The sequence below is a fragment of the Streptomyces sp. JJ36 genome (assembly GCF_021696945.1).
Classification (GTDB): Bacteria; Actinomycetota; Actinomycetes; order Streptomycetales; family Streptomycetaceae; genus Streptomyces.
The window spans coordinates 62888-85970 of sequence record NZ_JACYHE010000015.1 but is presented as its reverse complement, the minus strand read 5'-3'; the positions used below and the strand labels follow the sequence as shown (position 1 = coordinate 85970).

Annotated in this window: 20 protein-coding genes; 16 read left to right on the top strand and 4 right to left on the bottom strand. The window is 71.6% G+C overall.

Annotated features, from left to right (window positions below):
- Positions 1–141 precede the first annotated feature (141 nt).
- The 3 genes from metH to HOY81_RS09050 all read left to right on the top strand — a co-directional run bounded on the left by metH (position 142) and on the right by HOY81_RS09050 (position 6466).
- Positions 142–3657: a methionine synthase gene (metH, locus tag HOY81_RS09060; RefSeq protein ID WP_237319733.1), complete on the top strand. Its 3516-nt coding sequence runs from the start codon at positions 142–144 to the stop codon at positions 3655–3657.
- Positions 3658–3818: 161 nt separating this feature from the next.
- Positions 3819–4538 carry an HAD family phosphatase gene (locus HOY81_RS09055; protein WP_237319732.1) on the top strand — a complete coding sequence of 240 codons (720 nt, stop codon included), beginning with the start codon at positions 3819–3821 and terminating at the stop codon, positions 4536–4538.
- Between the two features lie 329 nt (positions 4539–4867).
- Positions 4868–6466 (top strand): ABC transporter substrate-binding protein, encoded by a 1599-nt coding sequence (locus HOY81_RS09050; RefSeq protein WP_237319731.1) that lies wholly within the window; start codon positions 4868–4870, stop codon positions 6464–6466.
- A 28-nt stretch (positions 6467–6494) separates the two neighbouring features.
- Here HOY81_RS09050 and HOY81_RS09045 read toward each other — a convergent pair whose 3' ends face one another.
- Both HOY81_RS09045 and HOY81_RS09040 read right to left on the bottom strand, forming a co-directional pair.
- Positions 6495–7166 (bottom strand): response regulator transcription factor, encoded by a 672-nt coding sequence (locus HOY81_RS09045; protein ID WP_237319730.1) that lies wholly within the window; start codon positions 7164–7166, stop codon positions 6495–6497.
- A gap of 46 nt (positions 7167–7212) precedes the next feature.
- Positions 7213–8085 carry a RecB family exonuclease gene (locus HOY81_RS09040; protein WP_237319729.1) on the bottom strand — a complete coding sequence of 291 codons (873 nt, stop codon included), beginning with the start codon at positions 8083–8085 and terminating at the stop codon, positions 7213–7215.
- Between the two features lie 126 nt (positions 8086–8211).
- Between HOY81_RS09040 and HOY81_RS09035 the strand changes: the two genes are divergently transcribed.
- The 3 genes from HOY81_RS09035 to HOY81_RS09025 all read left to right on the top strand — a co-directional run bounded on the left by HOY81_RS09035 (position 8212) and on the right by HOY81_RS09025 (position 11195).
- Complete coding sequence (locus HOY81_RS09035) at positions 8212–9459, top strand: site-2 protease family protein (protein ID WP_237319728.1); 1248 nt, start codon at positions 8212–8214, stop codon at positions 9457–9459.
- 30 nt (positions 9460–9489) lie between these two features.
- Entirely contained in the window at positions 9490–10383 is an 894-nt protein-coding gene (locus HOY81_RS09030) for a tRNA (adenine-N1)-methyltransferase (RefSeq protein ID WP_237319727.1), read from the top strand.
- A gap of 218 nt (positions 10384–10601) precedes the next feature.
- Complete coding sequence (locus tag HOY81_RS09025; RefSeq protein ID WP_237319726.1) at positions 10602–11195, top strand: hypothetical protein; 594 nt, start codon at positions 10602–10604, stop codon at positions 11193–11195.
- Positions 11196–11303: 108 nt separating this feature from the next.
- Here the strand turns inward: HOY81_RS09025 and HOY81_RS09020 are convergent, their stop codons facing one another.
- Positions 11304–11591 (bottom strand): ferredoxin, encoded by a 288-nt coding sequence (locus HOY81_RS09020; RefSeq protein WP_237319725.1) that lies wholly within the window; start codon positions 11589–11591, stop codon positions 11304–11306.
- A gap of 243 nt (positions 11592–11834) precedes the next feature.
- Here HOY81_RS09020 and arc point away from each other — a divergent pair, with 243 nt between their 5' ends.
- The 6 genes from arc (at position 11835) to prcA (ending at position 17689) form a co-directional block, all read left to right on the top strand.
- The gene (gene arc / locus HOY81_RS09015; protein WP_237319724.1) at positions 11835–13601 is read left to right on the top strand and encodes a proteasome ATPase; all 1767 of its coding nucleotides are present in this window, start codon (positions 11835–11837) and stop codon (positions 13599–13601) included.
- Positions 13602–13838: 237 nt separating this feature from the next.
- The gene (gene dop, locus HOY81_RS09010) at positions 13839–15350 is read left to right on the top strand and encodes a depupylase/deamidase Dop (protein ID WP_368857736.1); all 1512 of its coding nucleotides are present in this window, start codon (positions 13839–13841) and stop codon (positions 15348–15350) included.
- 189 nt (positions 15351–15539) lie between these two features.
- The gene (locus HOY81_RS09005) at positions 15540–15758 is read left to right on the top strand and encodes a ubiquitin-like protein Pup (RefSeq protein WP_237319723.1); all 219 of its coding nucleotides are present in this window, start codon (positions 15540–15542) and stop codon (positions 15756–15758) included.
- Between the two features lie 51 nt (positions 15759–15809).
- Positions 15810–16091, top strand: a complete 282-nt coding sequence (locus HOY81_RS27325; protein WP_272892558.1) for an endonuclease domain-containing protein — start codon at positions 15810–15812, stop codon at positions 16089–16091.
- Positions 16043–16888: a proteasome subunit beta gene (prcB, locus tag HOY81_RS09000; protein WP_237319722.1), complete on the top strand. Its 846-nt coding sequence runs from the start codon at positions 16043–16045 to the stop codon at positions 16886–16888. Before HOY81_RS27325 ends, prcB begins: the two co-directional genes overlap by 49 nt.
- A gap of 33 nt (positions 16889–16921) precedes the next feature.
- Complete coding sequence (prcA, locus tag HOY81_RS08995) at positions 16922–17689, top strand: proteasome subunit alpha (protein ID WP_237319721.1); 768 nt, start codon at positions 16922–16924, stop codon at positions 17687–17689.
- Between the two features lie 70 nt (positions 17690–17759).
- Here the strand turns inward: prcA and HOY81_RS08990 are convergent, their stop codons facing one another.
- Positions 17760–18791: a LacI family DNA-binding transcriptional regulator gene (locus tag HOY81_RS08990; protein ID WP_237319720.1), complete on the bottom strand. Its 1032-nt coding sequence runs from the start codon at positions 18789–18791 to the stop codon at positions 17760–17762.
- A 152-nt stretch (positions 18792–18943) separates the two neighbouring features.
- On the opposite strand from HOY81_RS08990, the gene HOY81_RS08985 reads away from it, so the two are divergent.
- The 4 genes from HOY81_RS08985 (at position 18944) to HOY81_RS08970 (ending at position 23069) form a co-directional block, all read left to right on the top strand.
- Positions 18944–20227 (top strand): MFS transporter, encoded by a 1284-nt coding sequence (locus HOY81_RS08985; RefSeq protein ID WP_237319719.1) that lies wholly within the window; start codon positions 18944–18946, stop codon positions 20225–20227.
- A gap of 9 nt (positions 20228–20236) precedes the next feature.
- The gene (gene pafA, locus HOY81_RS08980; protein WP_237319718.1) at positions 20237–21598 is read left to right on the top strand and encodes a Pup--protein ligase; all 1362 of its coding nucleotides are present in this window, start codon (positions 20237–20239) and stop codon (positions 21596–21598) included.
- 97 nt (positions 21599–21695) lie between these two features.
- Positions 21696–22637, top strand: coding sequence for an FKBP-type peptidyl-prolyl cis-trans isomerase (locus HOY81_RS08975; RefSeq protein WP_237319717.1), 942 nt, complete (start codon positions 21696–21698; stop codon positions 22635–22637).
- Between the two features lie 57 nt (positions 22638–22694).
- Positions 22695–23069, top strand: coding sequence for an FKBP-type peptidyl-prolyl cis-trans isomerase (locus HOY81_RS08970; RefSeq protein ID WP_237319716.1), 375 nt, complete (start codon positions 22695–22697; stop codon positions 23067–23069).
- Positions 23070–23083: the final 14 nt, after the last annotated feature.

Here is a 23083-nt window from a genome sequence, read left to right as displayed (position 1 = left end):
GAAGCCGGGAACCGGCCACCCGCCGTCCCACCCCCCGGGACACCGCAGGCGGTCTTGCCCCGGCCCGATACGCTGGCCGGGTGCGCCCCTCCCCGCGGAGGGCGCAAAGCCGACAGCCGTCGCACCTTTGGGAGCACTTCCATGGCCTCGCCCAGCACGCCGTCCCCCGCCCGCAGCACCCGCGCCGACGCGCTCCGGGAGGCCCTCGCCTCCCGCGTCGTCGTCGCCGACGGGGCGATGGGCACGATGCTCCAGGACCAGGACCCGACGCTCGACGACTTCCAGCAGCTCGAGGGCTGCAACGAGATCCTGAACATCACCCGCCCCGACATCGTCTCCTCCGTGCACCGCGCCTACTTCGAGGCCGGGGTGGACTGCGTGGAGACGAACACCTTCGGGGCCAACTTCGCCGCGCTCGGCGAGTACGACATCACCGACCGCATCTTCGAGCTCTCGGAGGCGGGCGTCCGCATCGCCCGCGAGGTCGCCGACGAGTTCACCGGCGGCGACGGCCGGATGCGCTGGGTGCTCGGCTCCATGGGGCCCGGCACCAAGCTGCCCACCCTCGGCCACGCCGCGTACGGGACGCTCCGCGACGCCTACCAGCAGAACGCCGAGGGCATGATCGCCGGCGGCGCCGACGCGCTGCTCGTGGAGACCACCCAGGACCTCCTGCAGACCAAGGCCGCTGTGCTCGGCGCCCGCCGCGCGCTGGAGGCGACCGGTGCCGGCCTGCCCATCCTCTGCTCGGTCACCGTGGAGACCACCGGTACCATGCTGCTCGGCTCCGAGATCGGCGCCGCGCTCACCGCCCTGGAGCCGCTGGGCATCGACATGATCGGGCTGAACTGCGCCACCGGCCCGGCCGAGATGAGCGAGCACCTGCGCTACCTGGCCCAGCACGCCCGGGTGCCGCTGTCCTGTATGCCCAATGCCGGCCTGCCCGTCCTCGGCAAGGACGGCGCCCACTACCCCCTCACCGCCGGGGAGCTGGCGGACGCCCAGGAGACGTTCGTCGCCGACTACGGCCTCTCCCTGGTCGGCGGCTGCTGCGGCACCACGCCCGAGCACCTGCGGCAGCTCGTGGAGCGGGTGCGGGAGAAGGAGCCCGCCCCTCGCCGGCCGCGCCCGGAGCCCGCTGCGGCCTCCCTCTACCAGGCCGTGCCGTTCCGGCAGGACGCCTCCTACCTCGCCATCGGCGAGCGGACCAACGCCAACGGCTCCAAGAAGTTCCGCACCGCCATGCTCGAGGGGCGCTGGGACGACTGCGTGGAGATGGCCCGCGACCAGATCCGCGAGGGCGCGCACCTGCTCGACCTGTGCGTGGACTACGTCGGCCGGGACGGCGTCGCCGACATGGCGGAGCTCGCCGGGCGGTTCGCCACCGCCTCCACCCTGCCGGTGGTGCTGGACTCCACCGAGCCCGCCGTGATCGAGGCCGGCCTGGAGAAGCTCGGCGGCCGTGCCGTGATCAACTCCGTCAACTACGAGGACGGCGACGGCCCCGACTCCCGCTTCGCCAAGATCACCCGGCTGGCCGCCGAGCACGGCGCCGCGCTCATCGCCCTCACCATCGACGAGGAGGGCCAGGCCCGTACGCCCGAGAAGAAGGTGGAGATCGCCGAGCGGCTGATCGAGGACCTCACCGGGAACTGGGGCATCCAGGAGTCCGACATCCTCGTCGACTGCCTGACCTTCACCATCTGCACCGGCCAGGAGGAGTCCCGCAAGGACGGCATCGCCACCATCGAGGCGATCCGCGAACTCAAGCGCCGCCACCCGGACGTGCAGACCACCCTGGGCCTGTCCAACATCTCCTTCGGCCTCAACCCCGCCGCCCGCATGGTGCTCAACTCCGTCTTCCTCGACGAGTGCGTCAAGGCCGGCCTGGACTCCGCCATCGTGCACGCCTCCAAGATCGTGCCCATCGCGCGGCTGGAGGAGGAGCAGGTGGAGGCCGCCCTCGACCTGATCTACGACCGCCGGCGCGAGGGCTACGACCCGCTCTCCCGGTTGCTGGAGCTCTTCGAGGGCGTCGATGCGAAGTCCATGAAGGCCGGCAAGGCCGAGGAACTGGCCGCCCTGCCGCTGGAGGAGCGGCTGCAGCGCCGCATCATCGACGGCGAGCGGAACGGCCTGGAGGAGGACCTGGACGCCGCGCTCGCCGAACGGCCCGCCCTGGACATCGTCAACGACACGCTGCTGGCGGGCATGAAGGTCGTCGGCGAACTCTTCGGCTCCGGCCAGATGCAGCTCCCGTTCGTGCTCCAGTCCGCCGAGGTGATGAAGACCGCGGTGGCCTATCTGGAGCCGCACATGGAGAAGAGCGACGACGACGAGGGCAAGGGCACCATCGTGCTCGCCACCGTCCGCGGCGACGTGCACGACATCGGCAAGAACCTGGTCGACATCATCCTCTCCAACAACGGCTACAACGTGGTGAACCTGGGCATCAAGCAGCCGGTCTCCGCGATCCTGGACGCCGCCCAGGAGAACAAGGCCGACGTCATCGGCATGTCCGGACTGCTGGTGAAGTCCACCGTCATCATGAAGGAGAACCTGGAGGAGCTGAACCAGCGGCAGCTCGCCGCCGACTTCCCGGTGATCCTCGGCGGCGCCGCCCTCACCCGGGCCTACGTGGAGCAGGACCTGCACGAGATCTACGAGGGCGAGGTCCGATACGCCCGCGACGCCTTCGAGGGGCTGCGCCTGATGGACGCCATCATCGGCGTCAAGCGCGGCGTCCCCGGCGCCGAACTCCCGCCGCTCAAGCAGCGCCGCGTGCCCAAGCGCACCCTCGACATCCCCGAACAGGCGCCCAACGACGGCTCGGTCCGCTCGGACGTCGCCGTCGACAACCCGGTGCCCGAGCCGCCCTTCTGGGGCACCCGCGTCATCAAGGGCATCCCGCTGAAGGACTACGCGTCCTGGATCGACGAGGGCGCTCTCTTCAAGGGCCAGTGGGGACTCAAGGAGTCCCGCAAGGGCGACGGCCCCTCGTACGAGGAGCTGGTGGAGACCGAGGGGCGGCCCCGGCTGCGCGGCTGGCTGGACCGGCTCCAGCGGGACAACCTGCTGGAGGCGGCCGTCGTGTACGGCTACTTCCCCTGCCACTCCAAGGGCGACGACCTCATCCTGCTGAACGAGGACGGCTCGGAGCGCACCCGCTTCACCTTCCCGCGGCAGCGCCGCGGCCGGCGGCTCTGCCTGGCCGACTTCTTCCGCCCCGAGGACAGCGGCGAGACCGACGTGGTCGGCCTGCAGGTCGTCACCGTGGGCTCCCGGATCGGGGAGGCCACCGCGGAGCTCTTCGCCTCCGACTCCTACCGCGACTACCTGGAGCTGCACGGGCTCTCCGTGCAGCTCGCGGAGGCGCTGGCGGAGTACTGGCACGCCCGCGTGCGGTCCGAACTCGGCTTCGCCGGCGAGGACCCGGCCGCGATGACGGACATGTTCGACCTCAAGTACCGGGGTGCGCGCTTCTCGCTGGGCTACGGCGCCTGCCCCGAGCTGGAGGACCGCGCCAAGATCGCGGAGCTGCTCCGCCCGGAGCGGATCGGCGTCGAGCTGTCCGAGGAGTTCCAGCTCCACCCGGAGCAGTCCACGGACGCCATCGTGCTGCACCACCCGGAGGCGAAGTACTTCAACGCCCGCTGAGCCGGCCACTGAGCCGGCCGGGTGAGCCGCGCCGCCCCGTGGCGCGCCCGGGAGGTGGTGGCGCGGACTCCGACGTACACTGGTCGATCCGGTAGAGGCCGGTCGTCCCTTCCTGGTGAGGGGCGGCCGGCCTTCTCGTCCCTGTAAGGAGGCGTACGCGGATGACCAGTTCCCTCCCCGCCCCCCTCACCCGAACGGCGGATGGCCAGGATCTCCAGGCCGTACTGCTGGACATGGACGGCACCCTCGTGGACACCGAGGGGACCTGGTGGGACGCGGAGGTCGAGGTCTTCGCCGAGCTGGGGCACACCCTGGACGAGTCATGGCGTCATGTCGTCGTGGGCGGGCCCATGACGCGCAGCGCCGGCTTCCTGCTGGAGGTCACCTCCGCCGACATCAGCCTGGGCGAGCTGACCGTGCTGCTCAACGAGAAGTTCACCGCCCGTCTCGCTCAGGGCGTCCCGCTGATGCCGGGCGCCCGCCGGCTGCTGGCCGAACTGGCCGCGCACCGGGTGCCGACCGCCCTGGTCTCCGCCTCGCACCGGACGGTCATCGACCGCATGCTGCTCTCGCTCGGCCCGCAGCACTTCGCCCTCACGCTGGCCGGTGACGAGCTGGAGCGCACCAAGCCGCACCCGGACCCGTACCTCACCGCCGCCACCCGGCTGGCGGCCGACCCGGCGCGCTGCGCCGTGGTCGAGGACACCGCCACCGGGGTGGCCTCCGCGGAGGCGGCCGGCTGCCGGGTGGTGGCCGTCCCCTCCGTGGCGCCCATCGAGCCGGCCCGGGGCCGCACCGTGGTGGATTCCCTGGAGGACGTCGACCTTCCCTTCCTGCGCTCCCTGATGAGCGTCGTGCATCCGCCGGCGCCCGCCGACTGAGGCCCGCCCGCCGGAGACGCACCGGAATCACCCGGCCTGCCCGGAAGTTGACCGGGTGAGGTTTCTCACCCCGGGGCCGCTCGGCAGCGGACCCCGGCAGGCCCGTCCGGCCACGGAAGGGCCCGCTCCGTCACGGCCGCCGCCCGGATTGCGGGACAACGGGGCGGTGTGTCGCCGCGTCCGCATAACGGAGTGTCGCTCCTGGTTATCGGAGATGTGCGCTCCGTTCACGGGGGCCTGATCGGGTATCACACCGTGCAGCCACTAATGTCTGCTTCCCGGCCGCGCACTCCGCTCCAACCCCGGCCGGACGAGGGAGACCACCGACCATGAACAGAAAGACCCTGGTGCTGCCTGCCCTGGCGGGACTGCTCGCACCGGCACTCGCCGCCTGCGGAGGCACCTCCGGCGGTGCCTCCGGCGGAGACGCCATCGTCGTGGGCACCACGGACACGTTCGCGGTCACCGAGGACAGCCCGGCACCCTTCGACCCGGCCGCCGGATACGACGTCAGCGCCTGGAACATCATGCGCAACACCTTCCAGACGCTGGTACGCCCGCCGCGCTCCGGAACCGAACCGGAGATGGAGGCCGCGGAGAAGTGCGAGTTCACCGACGAGGTGGGCGAGCAGTACCGCTGCACCCTGCGCGAGGGCCTGACCTTCTCCAACGGGCATGACCTCACCGCGGAGGACGTCGAGTTCTCCGTGCGCCGCATGCTCGACATAGGCTTCGAACTCGGCCCCGCCTCGCTGCTCAGCAACATCGACCGGGTGCAGGCCACCAGCGACACCGAGGTGGTCTTCCACCTCAGGAAGCCCGACGCGACGTTCCCGTACAAGCTCGCCACCCCCGCCGCCGCGATCCTGGACAGCGAGAGCTACCCGCGGAAGAGCTTCCGCGAGGGCTACGAGATCGCCGGCTCCGGCCCCTACCGCATCGACTCCTTCGACGAGGAGGCCGGCCGCGCCGTCCTCGCCCGCAACGAGGACTACGAGGGCACCCTCGATGTCCGCAACGACCGCATCGAGCTCCGCTTCTTCGACTCCTCCCGCACCATGGAGAAGGCGCTCCGCGACGGCGGTATCGACGTGATGAGCCGCTCGATCTCCCCGGAGCAGGTGGTGCGCCTGCGGAACAACGACGACGACGCCATCGAACTGGTCGAGTCGCCCGGCCAGGAGATCCGTTACCTCGTCTTCGACACCAGCCGCTCCACCGCCGGGCAGCGGGCCGTACGCGCCGCCATGGCCCAGGTGGTCGACCGCAAGGCGCTCGTGCGCGACGTCTACCGGCGCACCGCCGAGCCCCTCTACTCCATGGTGCCCAGCGGCCTCGTCGGCCACCGGAACTCCTTCTTCAACGAGTACGGCGAGCCCGACCCCGCCGCCGCCCGCGAACTGCTGGAGGAGGCGGGCGTCGAGACCCCCGTGAAACTCACCCTGCACTACACCACGGACCACTACGGCGCCGTCACCCGCGACGAGTTCGAGGCGCTGCGTACCCAGCTCGACGCCACCGGACTGTTCGACACCGACATCCAGGGCGTCCCCTGGAAGGAGTACCGCCCGGCCGCCGCCGAGGGCGCGTACGAGGTGTACGGCTTCGGCTGGTTCCCCGACTTCCCCGACGCGGACAACTTCATCGCACCCTTCCTCGCGGAGGACAACTTCCTCAAGCTGCCCTACGTCAGCGAGGAGATCCGCGAGGACGTCATCCCCCGCACCCGCCGCGAGACCAACCGCGCCGCCAGCGCCGCCGCCTTCGGCCGGGCGCAGGACATCCTCGCCCGGGACGTGCCGCTGCTGCCGCTCTGGCAGGGCAAGCAGTACCTCGCCGCCCGCGAGGACATCACCGGCGTGGAATGGGCCCTCAACTCCGCCTCGGTGCTCCAGCTCTGGGAGCTGGGACGCGGCGTCCAGGGCTGACGGCCGCGCGGCCCGGCGGCCGGGCGCCTCAGTGCGCGCCCGGCCGCACCAGGCCGCTCTCGTAGGCGTACACCGCCGCCTGCACCCGGTCCCGCAGGCCCAGCTTCGTCAGCACATGCCCCACATGGGTCTTGACCGTCGTCTCGCTCACGAACAGGTCCGCCGCGATCTCGGCGTTCGACAGGCCCCGCGCCACCAGCTTCAGCACCTCCACCTCACGCTCCGTGAGGGTGTTCAGCGTGTCCGGCACCGGCTCCTCACCCGACGGCAGGCGGCCCGCGTACTTGTCCAGCAGCCGCCGCGTGATCGAGGGCGCCAGCATCGCGTCACCCGCCGCGACCACCCGGATGGCCTGCACCAGCTCCCCGGCGGGCGCGTCCTTCAGCAGGAAACCGCTCGCCCCCGCCCGCAGCGCCTCCACCACGTACTCGTCCAGGTCGAAGGTGGTCAGCACCAGGACCTTGGCCGGGCCGTCCTTGGCCGGACCGGTGATCTGCCGCGTCGCCTCCACCCCGTCCATCCGGGGCATCCGGATGTCCATCAGCACCACATCGGGCTGGAGCGCCCGCACCTGATCCAGGGCCTGCAGCCCGTCACCGGCCTCGCCGACCACGGCGATGTCGCTCTCCGCCTCCAGAATCATCCGGAAGCCGGTGCGCAGCAGCGGCTGGTCGTCCACCAGCAAGACGCGGATTGCCACGGAATCTCCTTCACTGGAGGCGGTCAGGCACGCGCCTCATTCTCGCCTACCCCCCGGCACCCGACCCGCCCGGGCTCCGCGGCTCCGGCAGCCGCGGCTGCACCGTCAGCGGATACGGCGGGGGAGTGCCGCCGAACTCCGGACAGTGCGCCTGATGGTCGCACCAGTCGCACAGCCGGCCCGGTCGCGGCCGCCAGTCCCCGCTCTCCGTCGCCCGCCGGATCGCGTCCCACAGCGCCAGCAGCTTCCGCTCCACCGCCCGCAGACCCGCCTCGTCCGGGTCGTACGTCAGCACGTCCCCGCTCCCCAGATAGACGAGCTGGAGCCGGCGCGGCACCGAGCCACGCAGCCGCCACAGCATCAGGGCGTAGAACTTCATCTGGAAGAGTGCCTCCGCGGCGTACTCCGGACGCGGCGCACGGCCCGTCTTGTAGTCGACGATCCGCACCTCGCCCGTCGGCGCCACGTCGATCCGGTCGATCACCCCGCGCAGCCGCAGCCCCGACTCCAGCCGCGCCTCCACGAACAGCTCCCGCTCGGCCGGCTCCAGCCGCGCCGGATCCTCCAGCGTGAACCACCGCTCGACCAGCGCCTCCGCCTCCGCCAGCCACGTCGCCAGCCGGGCGCCGTCCGGGGAGTCCTCCGCGAACAGCTCGGCCAGCTCCGGACGCCGCGCCAGCAGCCGCTCCCACTCCACCGCCACCATCGCCCGCGCCCGCGGCGCGCTCCGCTCCGCCGCCGGCGCGTCGAAGAGCCGCTCCAGCACCGCATGCACCACCGTGCCGCGAGTCGCCGCGGGAGACGGCTTCTCCGGCAGTTTGTCGATCACCCGGAAGCGGTACAGCAGGGGACACTGCAGGAAGTCGCCGGCGCGCGAAGGCGACAGCGAGTCCGGTGGAGTGGCGGCGGTACTTCTCATGGTGCACGACCCTACGACCCGTCACCGACACCGGGGCGCATACCATCGACGTCGGAAGCCCGCACGGCATGATCACGAAGGTCCCGGACCAGCGGGGGGCGCGGGCAGTGCGGCAGAGGGGATCCCGTGGCGGACACGGACAGCGAGGGCGAGCCGCGCGGCGGCTCCCCGGACCCGGACGGCCCAGGGCACGGCGGCGCACCGCGCCGCCCCACCCGGCTCCGGGGGAGAGGCGGCGGCCTGCTGATGGGCCGCCCCTTCGGCGTACCCGTCTACGTGGCGCCGAGCTGGTTCCTCGTCGCCGCACTCATCACCTGGGTCTTCGGCGGCCAGCTCGACCGGGTGCTGCCCGAGCTCGGCGGCGCGCGCTACCTCATCGCGCTCTTCTTCGCCGTCGCCTTCTACGCCTCGGTACTCGTCCACGAGCTGGCCCACACCATCGCCGCGCTCCGCTTCAAGCTGCCGGTGCGCCGCATCCAGCTCCAGTTCTTCGGCGGCGTCTCCGAGATCGAGAAGGAGTCCGAGACGCCCGGCAGGGAGTTCGTGCTCGCCTTCGTCGGGCCCCTGCTCTCCCTGGTGCTGGCCGGGGTCTTCTACGCCGGCATGCAGGCCGTCGAGCCCGGGACGGTACCCGGCGTGCTGCTCGCCGGACTGATGATCTCCAACCTCATCGTGGCGGTCTTCAACCTGCTCCCCGGCCTCCCGCTGGACGGCGGCCGCATGCTCCGCGCCGTGGTCTGGAAGATCAGCGGCCGCCCCATGGCGGGAACGGTCGCCGCCGCCTGGACCGGCCGGGCCCTCGCCGTCGCCGTCCTCGTCGGCCTCCCCCTCGCCACCCACGCAGGCGGCTTCACCGACGAGGGCGCCGGCGGCCTCGACACCCTCACCGACGCGCTGCTCGCCGCCATCCTGGCCGCCATCATCTGGACCGGGGCCGGCAACAGCCTCCGCATGGCCCGGCTCCGCGAACACCTGCCGCAGCTGCGCGCCCGGGTCCTCACCCGCCGCGCCGTACCGGTGGAGTCCGGCACTCCGCTCTCCGAGGCGTTGCGCCGTGCCAACGAGGCCGGCGCCCGGGCCCTCGTCGTGGTGGACGGCCGCGGCGCCCCCGTCTCCCTCGTCCGGGAGGCCGCGATCGCCGGCGTCCCCGAGCACCGCCGCCCCTGGGTGGCCGCCGGGTCCCTCGCGCAGGACATTACCGAGGGCATGCGGGTGCCGGCCGAGCTCGCCGGCGAGGACCTCCTCGACCACCTGCGCGCCACCCCCGCCACCGAGTACCTCGTCGTCGAGGACACCGGCGAGGTCTACGGCGTGCTGTCCACCGGCGACGTGGAGAAGGCCTTCGTCGCGGCCATGGCCAAGCCCGCGTCGTAGGCCCCCGCCGGGCACCGCTACGCTGGAGACATGTCCGAACCGACCGGTGCAGCCCGCCGTCGCGGGCCCTTCAAGGTCGGGGACCAGGTCCAGCTCACCGACCCCAAGGGACGCCACTACACGATCACGCTCGAGGCCGGGAAGAGCTTCCACACCCACAAGGGCGCCTTCCCGCACGACGAGCTGATCGGCGCTCCCGAGGGCAGTGTCGTCCGTACCACCGGAAACGTCGCGTACCTCGCGCTGCGCCCCCTGCTCCCCGACTACGTCCTGTCCATGCCGCGCGGCGCAGCCGTCGTCTACCCCAAGGACGCCGGCCAGGTGCTGGCGATGGCCGACATCTTCCCCGGCGCCCGCGTGGTCGAGGCCGGTGTCGGCTCCGGCTCGCTCAGCACCTTCCTGCTCCGCGCCATCGGCGACCAGGGCATGCTCCACTCCTACGAGCGGCGTGCGGACTTCGCGGAGATCGCCGAGCAGAACGTCCAGCGCTACTTCGGCGGCCCCCACCCCGCCTGGACCCTGACCGTCGGCGACCTCCAGGACAGTCTCTCCGACCCCGACGTCGACCGGGTCATCCTGGACATGCTGGCCCCCTGGGAGTGCCTGGACGCCGTCTCCAAGGCCCTGGTGCCCGGCGGCATCCTCTGCGCCTACGTGGCCACCACCACCCAGTTGGCCCGCACCGTCGAGGCCATCCGCGAGCACGGCACCTTCAACGAGCCGCAGGCCTGGGAGACCATGGTCCGCAACTGGCACATCGAGGGCCTGGCCGTCCGGCCCGACCACCGGATGATCGGCCACACCGGCTTCCTCCTCACCGCTCGCCGGCTCGCCGACGGCGTCCAGCCGCCGCTGCGCCGCCGCAGGCCGGCCAAGGGCGCCTACGGCGAGGACTACACCGGCCCGGGCAGCGGCTCCCGCTAGCGAGTTCCCGACGACGACAGTCCCCGGGCGGGCCCGGGCGGCGCCACCCGGCCCGTCCGGGCCCGCCCGGGCTCGGGCGGCCCGCCCGTGACAGGGCCGCGCTGCCGGGGCGCCGTCCGTCCGTGGGAACGGCGGCACCCGGGCGTTCCGTCGCGATGTGACGTATGGCACGATGCTGGGCACCCCCGCCACCCCAGCAGTCACAGGAGACACTCCGCGTGCAGCCCCCGGTAGCCCCGGCCCTCCCGCACACCCGCACCCGCCCCCTGCACTGGGCCGGGACAGCCGCCGCCCTGGCCGGCGTCCTCGGCCTCGCCGCCGCCGTCCAGCCGCCCGCCTCCGCGGACCCCGCGGGCGGCACCGGGGCCGCCCGCGCCGAGGCCCCGGACCCGGCACAGGCCCGGTACCCGGTCGACTGCGGAGGGCGCACGAAACACGCCGTCGACGTGCTGGACAGCGGCTCCGCCGACTTCGACGGCGAGGGCCGCGCCGAGACCGTGGCCGTGGTCCGCTGCCGTACCGGCATCGGCACCCCGCCCGCCGGGATCTTCGTCCTGACCCACGCCGCCACCGCGGACGCCCCGCCGCGGGTGGCGGAAACCCTGCTCTCACCCCGCGAGGGCATGAACGCCGGCGACTTCACCGTCGGTGCCCGCGGGCCCGGCGTGATCGCCGCGACGCTGCTCGGCTACTCCTCGCCCGACGTGCCGCGCTGCTGCCCCGACCAGCAGCGGAAGGTGACCTGGGAGTGGCGGGACGGGACCTTCGTCCTGGTCCCCGGCCCGGTGGCCGGGAGCGTCCAGCCGGCCTGACCGGCCGGCCCCGGTGGGGCCGCCGCTGCGGAACGCCGTCGCGGTCACCTCGCCGGAGCCACGGTGGGCAGCGCCCTGGTGACTCCCCGTGTCCGGGGCGCGACGCGGTCAGTCCGCTTCCGGGCCGTACACCTCGACTTTGTCCGAAACCCTGCGGACGTGGATGCAGTCTCCCGGGCACTCCTGCGCGGAGGCCCGCACGTCCTGCAGCAGCGGCAGCGGCACCGGCGTGGTGGCCCCCTCGTCCTGCAGCAGTTCGTCCTCGGGGCTCTTGACATACGCGAGACCGTCGATGTCCAGCTCGAACACCTCCGGCGCGTACTGTGCGCAGATGCCGTCCCCGGTGCACAGGTCCTGGTCGATCCAGACCTCGAGAGCTTCGTTCCCGGTGCTCATCCTGCCGCCTGCCGTTCCTGCGCTCGTGACGAAATAGTGCCACCCCTGACGGGTGTTGACCCGTTCGACCATACAACCGCTCGCTTCCCGGCGTTTGGGGGTGGGTATTCCCAGGGCGTGAGGGAGTGCGCAAGGGTGAAGATCGGACACACCGCTACCGTCTTTGTGATCTAGGGGTTTCAACCCGTACTCGTGCAGGTAGGGTCAGGAAGCGTCCAGCTCCCCCTGGAGGAGGTGAGGACCGTGGCAGCCCACGACGACGACACGAACCGCGGCATCCGGCCGGGTCGCGACTCCGACGACCCGTCCGGTCAGGTCGCCTATCTCGAGCAGGAAATCGCCGTCCTGCGCCGCAAGCTCGCCGACTCTCCGCGGCATACTCGGATTCTCGAGGAGCGGATCGTCGAGCTGCAGACCAACCTGGCCGGCGTGTCCGCCCAGAACGAGCGGCTCGCCGGCACGCTCCGCGAGGCCCGGGACCAGATCGTGGCCCTCAAGGAAGAGGTCGACCGGCTCGCACAGCCACCGGCCGGCTTCGGAGTGTTTCTGCAGGCGAACGAGGACGGCACGGCCGACATCTTCACCGGTGGGCGTAAGCTCCGCGTGAACGTCAGCCCCAGCGTCGAGCTCGAGGAGCTGCGGCGAGGCCAGGAGGTCATGCTCAACGAGGCGCTCAACGTGGTCGAGGCCATGCAGTTCGAGCGCTCCGGTGACATCGTCACGCTCAAGGAGGTCCTCGAGGACGGCGAGCGGGCCCTGGTCGTCGGCCACACGGACGAGGAGCGCGTGGTGCGGCTCGCCGAGCCGCTGCTGGACGCCACCCTCCGGGCCGGCGACGCGCTGCTGCTGGAGTCCCGCTCGGGATACGTCTACGAGATCATCCCGAAGAGCGAGGTCGAGGAGCTGGTCCTCGAAGAGGTCCCGGACATCGACTACAACAAGATCGGCGGCCTGGGCGGCCAGATCGAGATGATCCGCGACGCCGTCGAGCTGCCCTACCTCCACCCGGACGTCTTCAAGGAGCACGAACTCCGCCCGCCCAAGGGCGTCCTCCTCTACGGCCCGCCCGGCTGCGGCAAGACCCTGATCGCCAAGGCGGTCGCCAACTCCCTGGCGAAGAAGGTCGCCGAGGTCACCGGCAAGCCCCAGGGCAAGAGCTACTTCCTGAACATCAAGGGCCCCGAGCTGCTCAACAAGTACGTCGGCGAGACCGAGCGCCACATCAGGCTGGTCTTCCAGCGGGCCCGGGAGAAGGCGAGCGAGGGCACGCCCGTCATCGTCTTCTTCGACGAGATGGACTCCCTCTTCCGCACCCGTGGCTCCGGCGTCAGCTCGGACGTGGAGAACACCATCGTCCCCCAGCTCCTCTCCGAGATCGACGGCGTCGAGGGGCTGGAGAACGTGATCGTCATCGGCGCCTCGAACCGCGAGGACATGATCGACCCGGCCATCCTCCGGCCCGGCCGGCTCGACGTGAAGATCAAGATCGAGCGCCCCGACGCCGAGGCCGCCCGGGACATCTTCTCGAAGTACCTGACCGCGTCCCTGCCGCTGCACAGTGACGACCTCGCCGAGCACGGTCAGGACCCCGAGGCCACGGTCGCCGGCATGATCCAGTCGGTCGTCGAGCAGATGTACGCTGAATCGGAGGAGAACCGCTTCCTGGAGGTCACCTACGCCAACGGTGACAAGGAAGTGCTCTACTTCAAGGACTTCAACTCCGGCGCGATGATCCAGAACATCGTGGACCGGGCGAAGAAGATGGCCATCAAGGCGTTCCTGGACCAGAACCAGAAGGGCCTCCGCGTCTCCCACCTCCTCGCGGCCTGCGTGGACGAGTTCAAGGAGAACGAGGACCTCCCCAACACCACCAACCCGGACGACTGGGCCCGTATCTCCGGCAAGAAGGGCGAGCGGATCGTCTTCATCCGCACCCTGGTCACCGGCAAGCAGGGCGCGGACACCGGGCGCTCCATCGACACGGTGGCGAACACCGGCCAGTACCTGTAGCGACGACACGGACCGGCTGCGGGCACCCCGGCGCGGGGACCCGCAGCCGGGTGTTTTCCCAGCCAGTCCGGAAGGAAGCCCCCCAGTGATCTGCCCACCCGGGCCCCCGCGTTCTAGGCTCGTCGGTACCGCTGCCCAGGGCCGTGCACGGGGGCCCGGCACCGCACACCAGCGATTCAGGCAGCGGGACGGGAGCGGCGGCCTCCGGACGGGCCGCCGCCGGGCAAGGAGGGTCGTATGACCGTACGGCGAGTAATGGGCATCGAGACGGAGTACGGGATCTCCGTCCCCGGCCACCCGAACGCCAACGCCATGCTCACCTCGTCCCAGGTCGTCAACGCCTACGCGGCGGCGATGCACCGGGCGCGACGTGCCCGGTGGGACTTCGAGGAGGAGAACCCGCTGCGGGACGCCCGGGGCTTTGACCTGGCCCGGGAGGCCGCGGACGCCAGCCAGCTCACCGACGAGGACATCGGGCTGGCCAACGTGATCCTCACCAACGGTGCCCGGCTCTACGTCGACCACGCCCACCCCGAGTACAGCGCCCCCGAGGTGACCAACCCGCGGGACGCCGTCCTGTGGGACAAGGCGGGCGAGCGGATCATGGCCGAGGCGGCCCAGCGCGCCGCCGAGGTGCCCGGCTCCCAGCCCATCCACCTCTACAAGAACAACACCGACAACAAGGGCGCCTCCTACGGCACGCACGAGAACTACCTGATGAAGCGGGAGACCCCGTTCTCCGACATCGTGCGGCACCTGACCCCGTTCTTCGTCTCCCGCCAGGTGATGTGCGGTGCCGGCCGGGTGGGTCTCGGGCAGGACGGCAGTGAGCACGGCTTCCAGCTCAGTCAGCGGGCGGACTACTTCGAGGTCGAGGTGGGTCTGGAGACCACGCTCAAGCGCCCGATCATCAACACCCGCGACGAGCCGCACGCGGACGCCGAGAAGTACCGCAGGCTGCACGTGATCATCGGGGACGCCAACCTCTCCGAGGTCTCCACCTACCTCAAGCTCGGCACCACCGCGCTGGTGCTGTCCATGATCGAGGACGGCTTCATCGCCGTCGACCTCGCCGTCGACCAGCCCGTACGCACCCTGCACCAGGTCTCGCACGACCCCTCGCTCAAGCGGCTGATCACGCTCCGCAACGGCCGGACACTCACCGGTGTCCAGCTCCAGATGGAGTACTTCGAGCTGGCCCGCAAGTACGTCGAGGACCGCTGGGGCGCCGACGCCGACGAGCAGACCAAGGACGTCCTCGCCCGGTGGGAGGACGTGCTCGGGCGCCTGGAGCACGACCCGATGAGCCTCGCCGGCGAGCTGGACTGGGTCGCCAAGCGGGAGCTGATGGAGGGGTACCGGCGCCGGGACCGGCTGGAGTGGGACGCCCCCCGGCTCCACCTGGTGGACCTCCAGTACGCCGACGTGCGCCCCGACAAGGGCCTCTACAACCGCCTCGCAGAGCGCGGCCGCATCCAGCGGCTGCTGGGTGAGGAGGAGGTCCGCAGGGCGGTGGGCAAGCCTCCGGAGGACACCCGGGCCTACTTCCGCGGCCGCTGTCTGGAGCAGTACGCGGACGACGTCGCGGCCGCCTCCTGGGATTCGGTGATCTTCGACCTGCCGGGTCGTGACTCCCTGCAACGAGTCCCCACCCTGGAGCCGCTGCGCGGCACCCGGAACCATGTCAAGGAGCTGCTGGACCGGTGCCGCTCCGCCGAGGACCTGGTGCGCCTGCTGTCCGGCGGATGAGCCGTCCCGGGGCGGGTGAGCCCCGGGAGAGGGGGGCACTCGCCTCCCTCGCGGCTATTCCGTGCCGGATACGGGAATCACCGAGGTGGCCCCCGGACGTTGAGCCAAAGGAGGAGCCGATGTCAGTCCCTGCTTGTAGGGTCTGATCTTGTACGTCTCGCGTACACCGAACCGAGCGGGGTGAGGGAAATGGCGACCAAGGACAGCGGTGGCGGCCAGCAGAAGGCCACCCGCCAGACCGAGGAGACCGAGGAGCAGGCGCCCGAGGCGCAGGTCTCCGAGGACGTCAAGGAGCGCCAGGAGGCGCTGTCGGAAGATGTGGACTCCGTCCTGGACGAGATCGACGACGTGCTCGAGGAGAACGCCGAGGACTTCGTGAGGTCCTTCGTTCAAAAGGGCGGAGAGTGAGTTCACCTTAGAAGACAAGGTGCAGGGGAGGGGCTTGTGAGGCGAGCCCCCATGCGGTCCCGGGAGTGCGCGGCGGTGGTTCCGTGTGCTCCCGGCGCCGCCGGGCGGACGGGGGACGCTGGGCCGGGGAGCGGGCCGGCAGCGGCCCGGAAGCATGTGGATCACCACCACGCCACGGGTAGGGTCCGTGGCGTACTGTGCTTCAGCTGCAGTGTGGCTCTGGGGCAGTTGCAAGGACCGGCCCGAGGTGATACAGCGGGCCATCGCCTATCGGAAGGAAACGTGTGGAAGCCGAAACTCGTAGCACCGGGCGTCTACCTGCTGCCTTCCTGACGCCTGGCTCGTCGTCCTTCATGGATTTCCTGTCGGCGCACGCACCGGAGCAGCTCCCGGGCAGCCGCCCGCTGCCGCCCGTGGAGGGCGCCGTCGAGGCCCCGCACGGCACCACGATCGTGGCGGCGTCCTTCGACGGCGGCGTGGTGCTGGCGGGGGACCGCCGGGCCACCATGGGGAACGTCATCGCCCAGCGCGACATCGAGAAGGTCTTTCCCGCCGACGAGTACTCGGCGGTGGGCATCGCGGGCACCGCCGGCCTCGCGGTGGAGATGGTGAAGCTGTTCCAGCTCGAGCTGGAACACTTCGAGAAGGTGGAGGGCTCGCAGCTCTCCCTGGAGGGCAAGGCGAACCGCCTCTCCACGATGATCCGCAGCAATCTCGGCATGGCGCTGCAGGGCCTCGCCGTGGTGCCGCTCTTCGCCGGGTTCGACGTGGACCGCGAGAAGGGCCGCATCTTCTCCTACGACGTGACGGGTGGCCGTTCCGAGGAGCCGGGCTTTGCGGCTGTCGGGTCCGGTTCGGTCTTCGCCCGGGGCGCGCTGAAGAAGCTGTACCGGGAGGAGCTGACGGAGCAGCAGGCCGCCACGGTGGTGGTGCAGGCGCTGTACGACGCGGCCGACGACGACTCCGCCACCGGCGGCCCGGACCTGGCGCGGCGCATCTACCCCATCGTCGCGGTGATCACCGAGGACGGCTACCGCAAGCTTGCCGAGGACGAGGTCTCCGCGATCGCCCGGACGGTGCACGAGGGCCGTCTCCAGCAGCCCAACGGGCCGCAGGCCCCGGTCGTCTAGCACTCGCCGCGAACAGAAAGGGACGGATAGCCGGTGTCGACGCCGTTCTATGTCTCACCCCAGCAGGCCATGGCCGACCGCGCCGAGTACGCCCGCAAGGGCATCGCGCGCGGGCGCAGCGTGGTCGTGTTGCAGTACGCCGACGGCATCGTGTTCGTCGCCGAGAACCCCTCCCGGGCGCTGCACAAGGTCAGCGAGATCTACGACCGCATCGCCTTCGCGGCGGTGGGGAAGTACAACGAGTTCGAGAATCTCCGTATCGGCGGGGTGCGCTACGCGGACCTGCGCGGCTACACCTACGACCGGGACGACGTGACGGCCCGCGGGCTGGCCAACGTCTATGCGCAGACCCTCGGCACCATCTTCTCCAGCGCCGCGGAGAAGCCGTACGAGGTGGAGCTGATCGTCGCGGAGGTGGGGTCCGCCCCCGAGGAGGACCAGATCTACCGGCTGCCGCACGACGGCTCGATCGTGGACGAGCACGGCTCGGTCGCCGTCGGCGGGAACTCCGATCAGATCGGCAGCTACCTCGACCAGCGGCACCGGGACGACATGTCCCTGGGCGAGGCCCTGCGGCTGGCGGTGGAGTCGCTCTCCCGGGACAACAACGGCGGCGAGCGCAGTCTGACGGCGGAGCAGCTCGAGGTCGCGGTGCTGGACCGGACCCGGCCGCAGCAGCGGAAGTTCAAGCGGGTCCTCGGCAGGCGGCTCTCCCGGCTGCTGGAGGAGGAGGCCGGCGACTCCGGCGCCGCCGGCAAGGGGTCCGGTGACGAGGAGGAGTCCGGCGGCGACGAGGAGTAGCCCGCCGCCCGGCAGAACGCACTCCGTGCCCCGCCCGGCCGTGTGCCGGGCGGGGCACGGAGCTCTCCGGTCAGGGGCCGCCCGGCGGCGGTCCCGTGGAGCCGCGGGGGACGAACTCGACCGGCAGCACCGCGGTCTGCGGCGGGCGCCCCTCCAGCACGGCCAGCAGGGCCCGCATGCCGGTGGCTCCGATCTGTTCGGCGGGCAGCCGCACGGTGGTGAGTTCCGGTTCCACGGTGGTGGCCAGGGCGAGGTCGTCGAAGCCGGTGACGGAGACGTCGTCCGGGACGCGGAGCCCGAGGCGGCGGGCCGCCTTGCAGGCGCCGGCCGCGAGCAGGTCGTCGTCGCAGACGAGGGCCGTGGGCGCGGTGTCGCCGGCGAGGAGACGGGTGGCGGCCCGCAGGCCGTCGGCGACGCTGAGCGCGGCGGGCTCGGCGGCGACGAGGCGGGCGCCGGTTCCGGTCAGCGCGTCGGCGAGGGCGCGGGCGCGGGCGCGGAAGGTCCAGGAGCCGACGGCGGCGGGCAGGTGGGCGATGCGGCGGTGGCCCAGGGAGACCAGGTGGGCGGCGGTACGCCGCATGCCGTCCGCCAGGTCGAGGTTGACGGTGGCGGCGGCGCGGGAGCCTTCGGGGTCGCTGTCGAGCATGACCAGGGGGAGTCCGCGGTCGTCGAGCGCGGCCAGGGCCTCGGAGGCCATCGAGGAGGCGATCACGCCGTCCAGCGCCGCTCGGGCGGAGCCGAAGGGGTCGGGCGCCGGGTCCACTCCCTCGGGGGAGGGGTACAGCACCATGCCGAAGTCGTGTGCGGACGCGACCCGGGCTGCGCCGGTGTGTACGCGGGCGAAGAAGTCGCTGGTCAGGGCGGGAACGACGAGCAGCGCGGTGCGGGTGCGGCCCGTCCGGAGGCTGCGGGCGGCGAGGTTGGGGCGGTAGCCGAGGGCGCGGGCGGCGGTGCGTACCTCTTCGGCGGTGCGTGCGGAGACCCGGCCCTGCCACTTCCCGCCGAGCACCAGGGAGACGGTCGCCTGGGACACCCCGGCCCGGCGGGCGACGTCGCGGCTGGTGGGGCGGCGCGTCGTGCCGTCACGCGTCGCGCCTGCCATGGGGTCCTCGTCTCGGGTCGGGGCGCCGCCGCGCCGGGGGCGCGGTGCGCGGCCGGCCGGGGTGCGCGGTGGACTGCGGTCCGGGGACATGGTACGTATGACCCAGCACGTTATACGTATGACGTACCCGGTCGGCGGAGAGGAGCCCAGGGGTGGCGACGGGCTATCTCGAACTGCTGCGCGCCAAGCACGCGATGCGGCTGCTGGCCGGGACGCTGCTGGGCCGGCTGCCGAACGCGACCGCGGCCCTGGCGATCGTGCTCTTCGTGCGTGCCGAGGGCGGCGGCTACACGCTCGCCGGGGTGCTCTCGGCGGTCTACGGACTGGCCACCGCGGCCGGTCAGCCGGCCCTGGGGCGGGCCGTCGACCTGTACGGCCAGCCCCGGGTGATGTTCCCCGCCGCGGTGGTCTCCGCGCTCGGCATGGGGCTGCTCGCGGTGACCGGCACCGATCCGCTGCCCGTGGCCTGTCTGGCCGTGCTGGTCGCCGGGCTCTTCACGCCGCCGCTGGAGGGCGGGCTGCGGGCCCTGTGGCCCAGCGTCCTGCGCCGGGAGGACCGGGTGCACGCCGCCTATGCGCTGGACGCGGTGGCGCAGGAGCTGATGTTCGCCGTCGGGCCGCTGATGGTCACCGTCCTGGTGGCGGCCTGGAACGAGGCGGCCGCGCTGCTGGTGATCAACGGCCTCGGCGTGCTCGGCGCGCTCTCCGTCGTGGTCTCGCCGCCCTCGCGCCGCTGGCGTTCGGCGCCCCGCGAGGCGCACTGGCTGGGTGCCCTGCGCTCCGCCGGGCTGCTGGCCCTGCTCGGCGCCTTCTTCTTCGTGGGGCTGGCACTGGGCTCCATCGCGGTGGCGGCGGTCTCCTACGCGGACGCCCACGGTGACGCCCTCATCTCCAGCTACCTGCTCTCCGCGCTCGGCGCCGGGGCGCTGGTGGGCGGGCTGCTCTACGGCGCCCGGCTGTGGCCGGGACCGCCGGAGCGGCGGCTGCGGCTGCTGGTCGCGGCGCTGGCGCTGGGGTACTGGCCGCTGCTGCTGGCACCGGGGGTGGCGGCGATGACCCTGCTCGCCGGGGTGTCCGGGCTGTTTCTCGCGCCCGCGCTGGCCTGCGCCTTCGTGGTCGTCGACCGGCACGCCCCGCGCGGCACGGTGACCGAGGCGTTCTCCTGGCTGGTGACGACCTTCGGCGTGGGGGCGGCGGCGGGCACGGCCGTGGTCGGTCCCGTGCTGGAGACCGGCGGCACGGTGGCCGGCTTCGCCGTGGCCGGAGCGGGCGGCACCGCGGCGCTGCTGGTGCTGCTGGCGACCTCCCGGGTCCTCAGCGCCTCCGCCGCGGGTCCCGGCCGGCCGGCCGCTCCCGTGGCGGGCTCGGAGGAGCACCCGGAAAATGATCGGAACCGTGCCCCGGAACCCGGTTTCAGATCAGGTCATCAGGCGTAATGTTCACTCATGGACCGCCGAATCTTCGGGCTGGAGAACGAGTACGGCGTCACGTGTACGTTCCGGGGGCAGCGCCGGCTGTCGCCGGACGAGGTGGCGCGGTACCTCTTCCGCCGGGTCGTGTCATGGGGCCGCAGCAGCAACGTCTTCCTGCGCAACGGCGCCCGCCTCTACCTCGACGTGGGCTCGCACCCCGAGTACGCGACCCCCGAATGCGACAGCGTGACCGAGCTCGTCACCCACGACAAGGCCGGGGAGCGCATCCTCGAGGGGCTGCTCGTGGACGCCGAACGACGCCTGCACGAGGAGGGCATCGCGGGCGACGTCTACCTCTTCAAGAACAACACCGACTCGGCGGGCAACTCCTACGGCTGCCACGAGAACTACCTGGTGGCCCGGCACGGGGAGTTCTCCCGGCTGGCCGACGTGCTCATCCCCTTCCTGGTCACGCGTCAGCTCGTGTGCGGGGCGGGGAAGGTGCTGCAGACGCCGCGCGGCGCGGTCTACTGCGTGAGCCAGCGGGCCGAGCACATCTGGGAGGGGGTCAGCTCCGCGACCACCCGCTCCCGGCCGATCATCAACACCCGTGACGAGCCGCACGCGGACGCGGAGCGTTACCGCCGGCTGCACGTCATCGTCGGGGATTCGAACATGTCCGAGACGACCATGCTGCTCAAGGTCGGCGCCACCGATCTGGTGCTGCGCATGATCGAGGCGGGCACGGTCATGCGGGACCTCACCCTGGAGAACCCGATCCGGGCGATCCGGGAGGTCAGCCACGACATGACCGGCCAGCGCAAGGTACGGCTGGCCAGCGGTCGTGAGGCCTCCGCTCTGGAGGTGCAGCAGGAGTACTACGAGAAGGCCGAGGACTTCTGCGAGCGCCGGGGCATCCGGACCGGGATGGTCGAGCGGGTGCTGGACCTGTGGGGACGCACCCTGGAGGCGGTGCGCACCCAGAATCTGGACCTGGTCGACACCGAGATCGACTGGGTGATGAAGTACAAGCTGCTCGACCGCTACCGCAGCCGGAACAACATCACGATGTCCCATCCGCGGATCGCCCAGATAGATCTCGCGTACCACGACATCCACCGCCGCCGCGGCCTGTACTACCTGCTGGAACGGAAGGGCCAGGCCGCCCGGATCTGCAACGACCTCAAGATCTTCGAGGGGAAGTCGGTGCCGCCGCAGACCACCCGGGCGCGGCTGCGCGGCGACTTCATCCGGCGTGCCCAGGAGCAGCGTCGCGACTTCACGGTGGACTGGGTGCACCTGAAGCTGAACGACCAGGCGCAGCGCACCGTGCTGTGCAAGGACCCGTTCCGCTCGGTGGACGAACGGGTGGAGAAGCTCATCGCGGGAATGTGATTCCGTGTCGTGCGGGGCGGGGGCGGCCGGTCGTGCCCGTAGGCTGGCAGGACCACCGGACACTCCGGACGCCCCCTACCCCCGCGAGTAGACCACCATGACTCTCTCCACCACCGCCCGGCGCCTCACCGCGGGCCTGGCCGTACCCCTGCTCATCGCCTCCGCCGCAGCCTGCGGCGGTGAGGACGACGGCGCCGCGCCCGGCGCCGTCCCCGCCGTCTCGGGCGAGGACGGCAAGAAGCCCGAGATCGAGGCGGGCAAGGGCGACCCGCCCGGGAAGCTCAAGGTCAAGGTGCTCGAGAAGGGCGACGGGCCGCAGGTCCGGAAGGCGGACTTCCTGACCGCCCACTACGTGGGGCAGACCTGGGAGGGCAAGGCCTTCGACGACAGCTACCAGCGGAAGAAGCCCTCGGGCTTCCCGATCGGTGTCGGCGGCGTCGTCGAGGGCTGGGACAAGGGCCTGGTCGGCAAGCACGTCGGCAGCAAGGTGCAGCTCGTCATCCCGCCGGAGATGGCCTACGGGGACAACCCGCCGCAGGGCAGCGCCATCGGCAAGGGCGACACCCTGGTCTTCGTCATCGACATCAAGGAGTCGGTGCCGATGAATCCCAAGGGGGAGAAGGTCGCCCAGAAGGACGAAAACCTTCCGGTGGTGGGCACCAACACCGACGCCAAGGCGCCGGAGATCACCGTGCCGAAGGGCGTGGACGCCCCCGGGGAGCTGGTGAGCAAGCCGGTCATCCGCGGCACCGGCGAGAAGGTCGGCGCCGGGGACACGGTGCTGGCCAACTACAAGGTGGTCGAGTGGAAGAACCCGAAGGCCATGCTCGACACCTGGAACGGCAACCCGCAGGCCCAGATGCCCTCCGGACCGCAGGAGATCCCGGTGGACCGGATGCCGGGCTGGAAGAAGGGCCTGGCCGGGCAGCGCGAGGGGAGCCGGGTGATGCTCGTGGTGCCGAAGGGCGAGTTCCCGAAGGAGGAGCGGAAGCAGGCGTCGGACGTCGTGATGGTCGTGGACATCATGCAGATCCGGTGATCGCCGTCTGCGACACTTGGACGGTTGTCCGGACCCTTCGTTCGTAGGAGCTGTTTCGTGAGCATCGACAAGCCCGAGGTCGACTTCCCCGAGGGCGAGCCGCCGGCCGACCTGGAGATCCAGGACCTCTGGGAGGGCGACGGGCCGGAGGCGAGCGCCGGGGACACGGTCTCCGTGCACTACGTGGGGGTCTCCTTCTCCACCGGCGAGGAGTTCGACGCGAGCTGGAACCGCGGCAAGCCGCTCCAGTTCCAGCTCGGCGCCGGGCAGGTCATCGCCGGCTGGGACCGCGGTGTCCAGGGCATGAAGGTGGGCGGCCGGCGCCGTCTGACCATCCCGCCGCACCTGGCCTACGGCGACGCCGGGGCCGGCGGCGGCCGGATCAAGCCCGGCGAGACGCTGATCTTCGTCTGCGACCTGGTCGCGGTCTGAGAACCCGCGCGAGG

Coding starts and splice junctions, on each gene's coding strand:
- metH (WP_237319733.1), top strand. CDS start 142: ATGGCCTCGCCCAGCACGCCGTCCCCCGCCCGCAGCACCCGCGCCGAC.
- HOY81_RS09055 (WP_237319732.1), top strand. CDS start 3,819: ATGACCAGTTCCCTCCCCGCCCCCCTCACCCGAACGGCGGATGGCCAG.
- HOY81_RS09050 (WP_237319731.1), top strand. CDS start 4,868: ATGAACAGAAAGACCCTGGTGCTGCCTGCCCTGGCGGGACTGCTCGCA.
- HOY81_RS09040 (WP_237319729.1), bottom strand. CDS start 8,085: ATGAGAAGTACCGCCGCCACTCCACCGGACTCGCTGTCGCCTTCGCGC.
- HOY81_RS09030 (WP_237319727.1), top strand. CDS start 9,490: ATGTCCGAACCGACCGGTGCAGCCCGCCGTCGCGGGCCCTTCAAGGTC.
- HOY81_RS09020 (WP_237319725.1), bottom strand. CDS start 11,591: ATGAGCACCGGGAACGAAGCTCTCGAGGTCTGGATCGACCAGGACCTG.
- dop (WP_368857736.1), top strand. CDS start 13,839: ATGACCGTACGGCGAGTAATGGGCATCGAGACGGAGTACGGGATCTCC.
- HOY81_RS09005 (WP_237319723.1), top strand. CDS start 15,540: ATGGCGACCAAGGACAGCGGTGGCGGCCAGCAGAAGGCCACCCGCCAG.
- HOY81_RS27325 (WP_272892558.1), top strand. CDS start 15,810: ATGCGGTCCCGGGAGTGCGCGGCGGTGGTTCCGTGTGCTCCCGGCGCC.
- HOY81_RS08990 (WP_237319720.1), bottom strand. CDS start 18,791: ATGGCAGGCGCGACGCGTGACGGCACGACGCGCCGCCCCACCAGCCGC.
- pafA (WP_237319718.1), top strand. CDS start 20,237: ATGGACCGCCGAATCTTCGGGCTGGAGAACGAGTACGGCGTCACGTGT.
- HOY81_RS08975 (WP_237319717.1), top strand. CDS start 21,696: ATGACTCTCTCCACCACCGCCCGGCGCCTCACCGCGGGCCTGGCCGTA.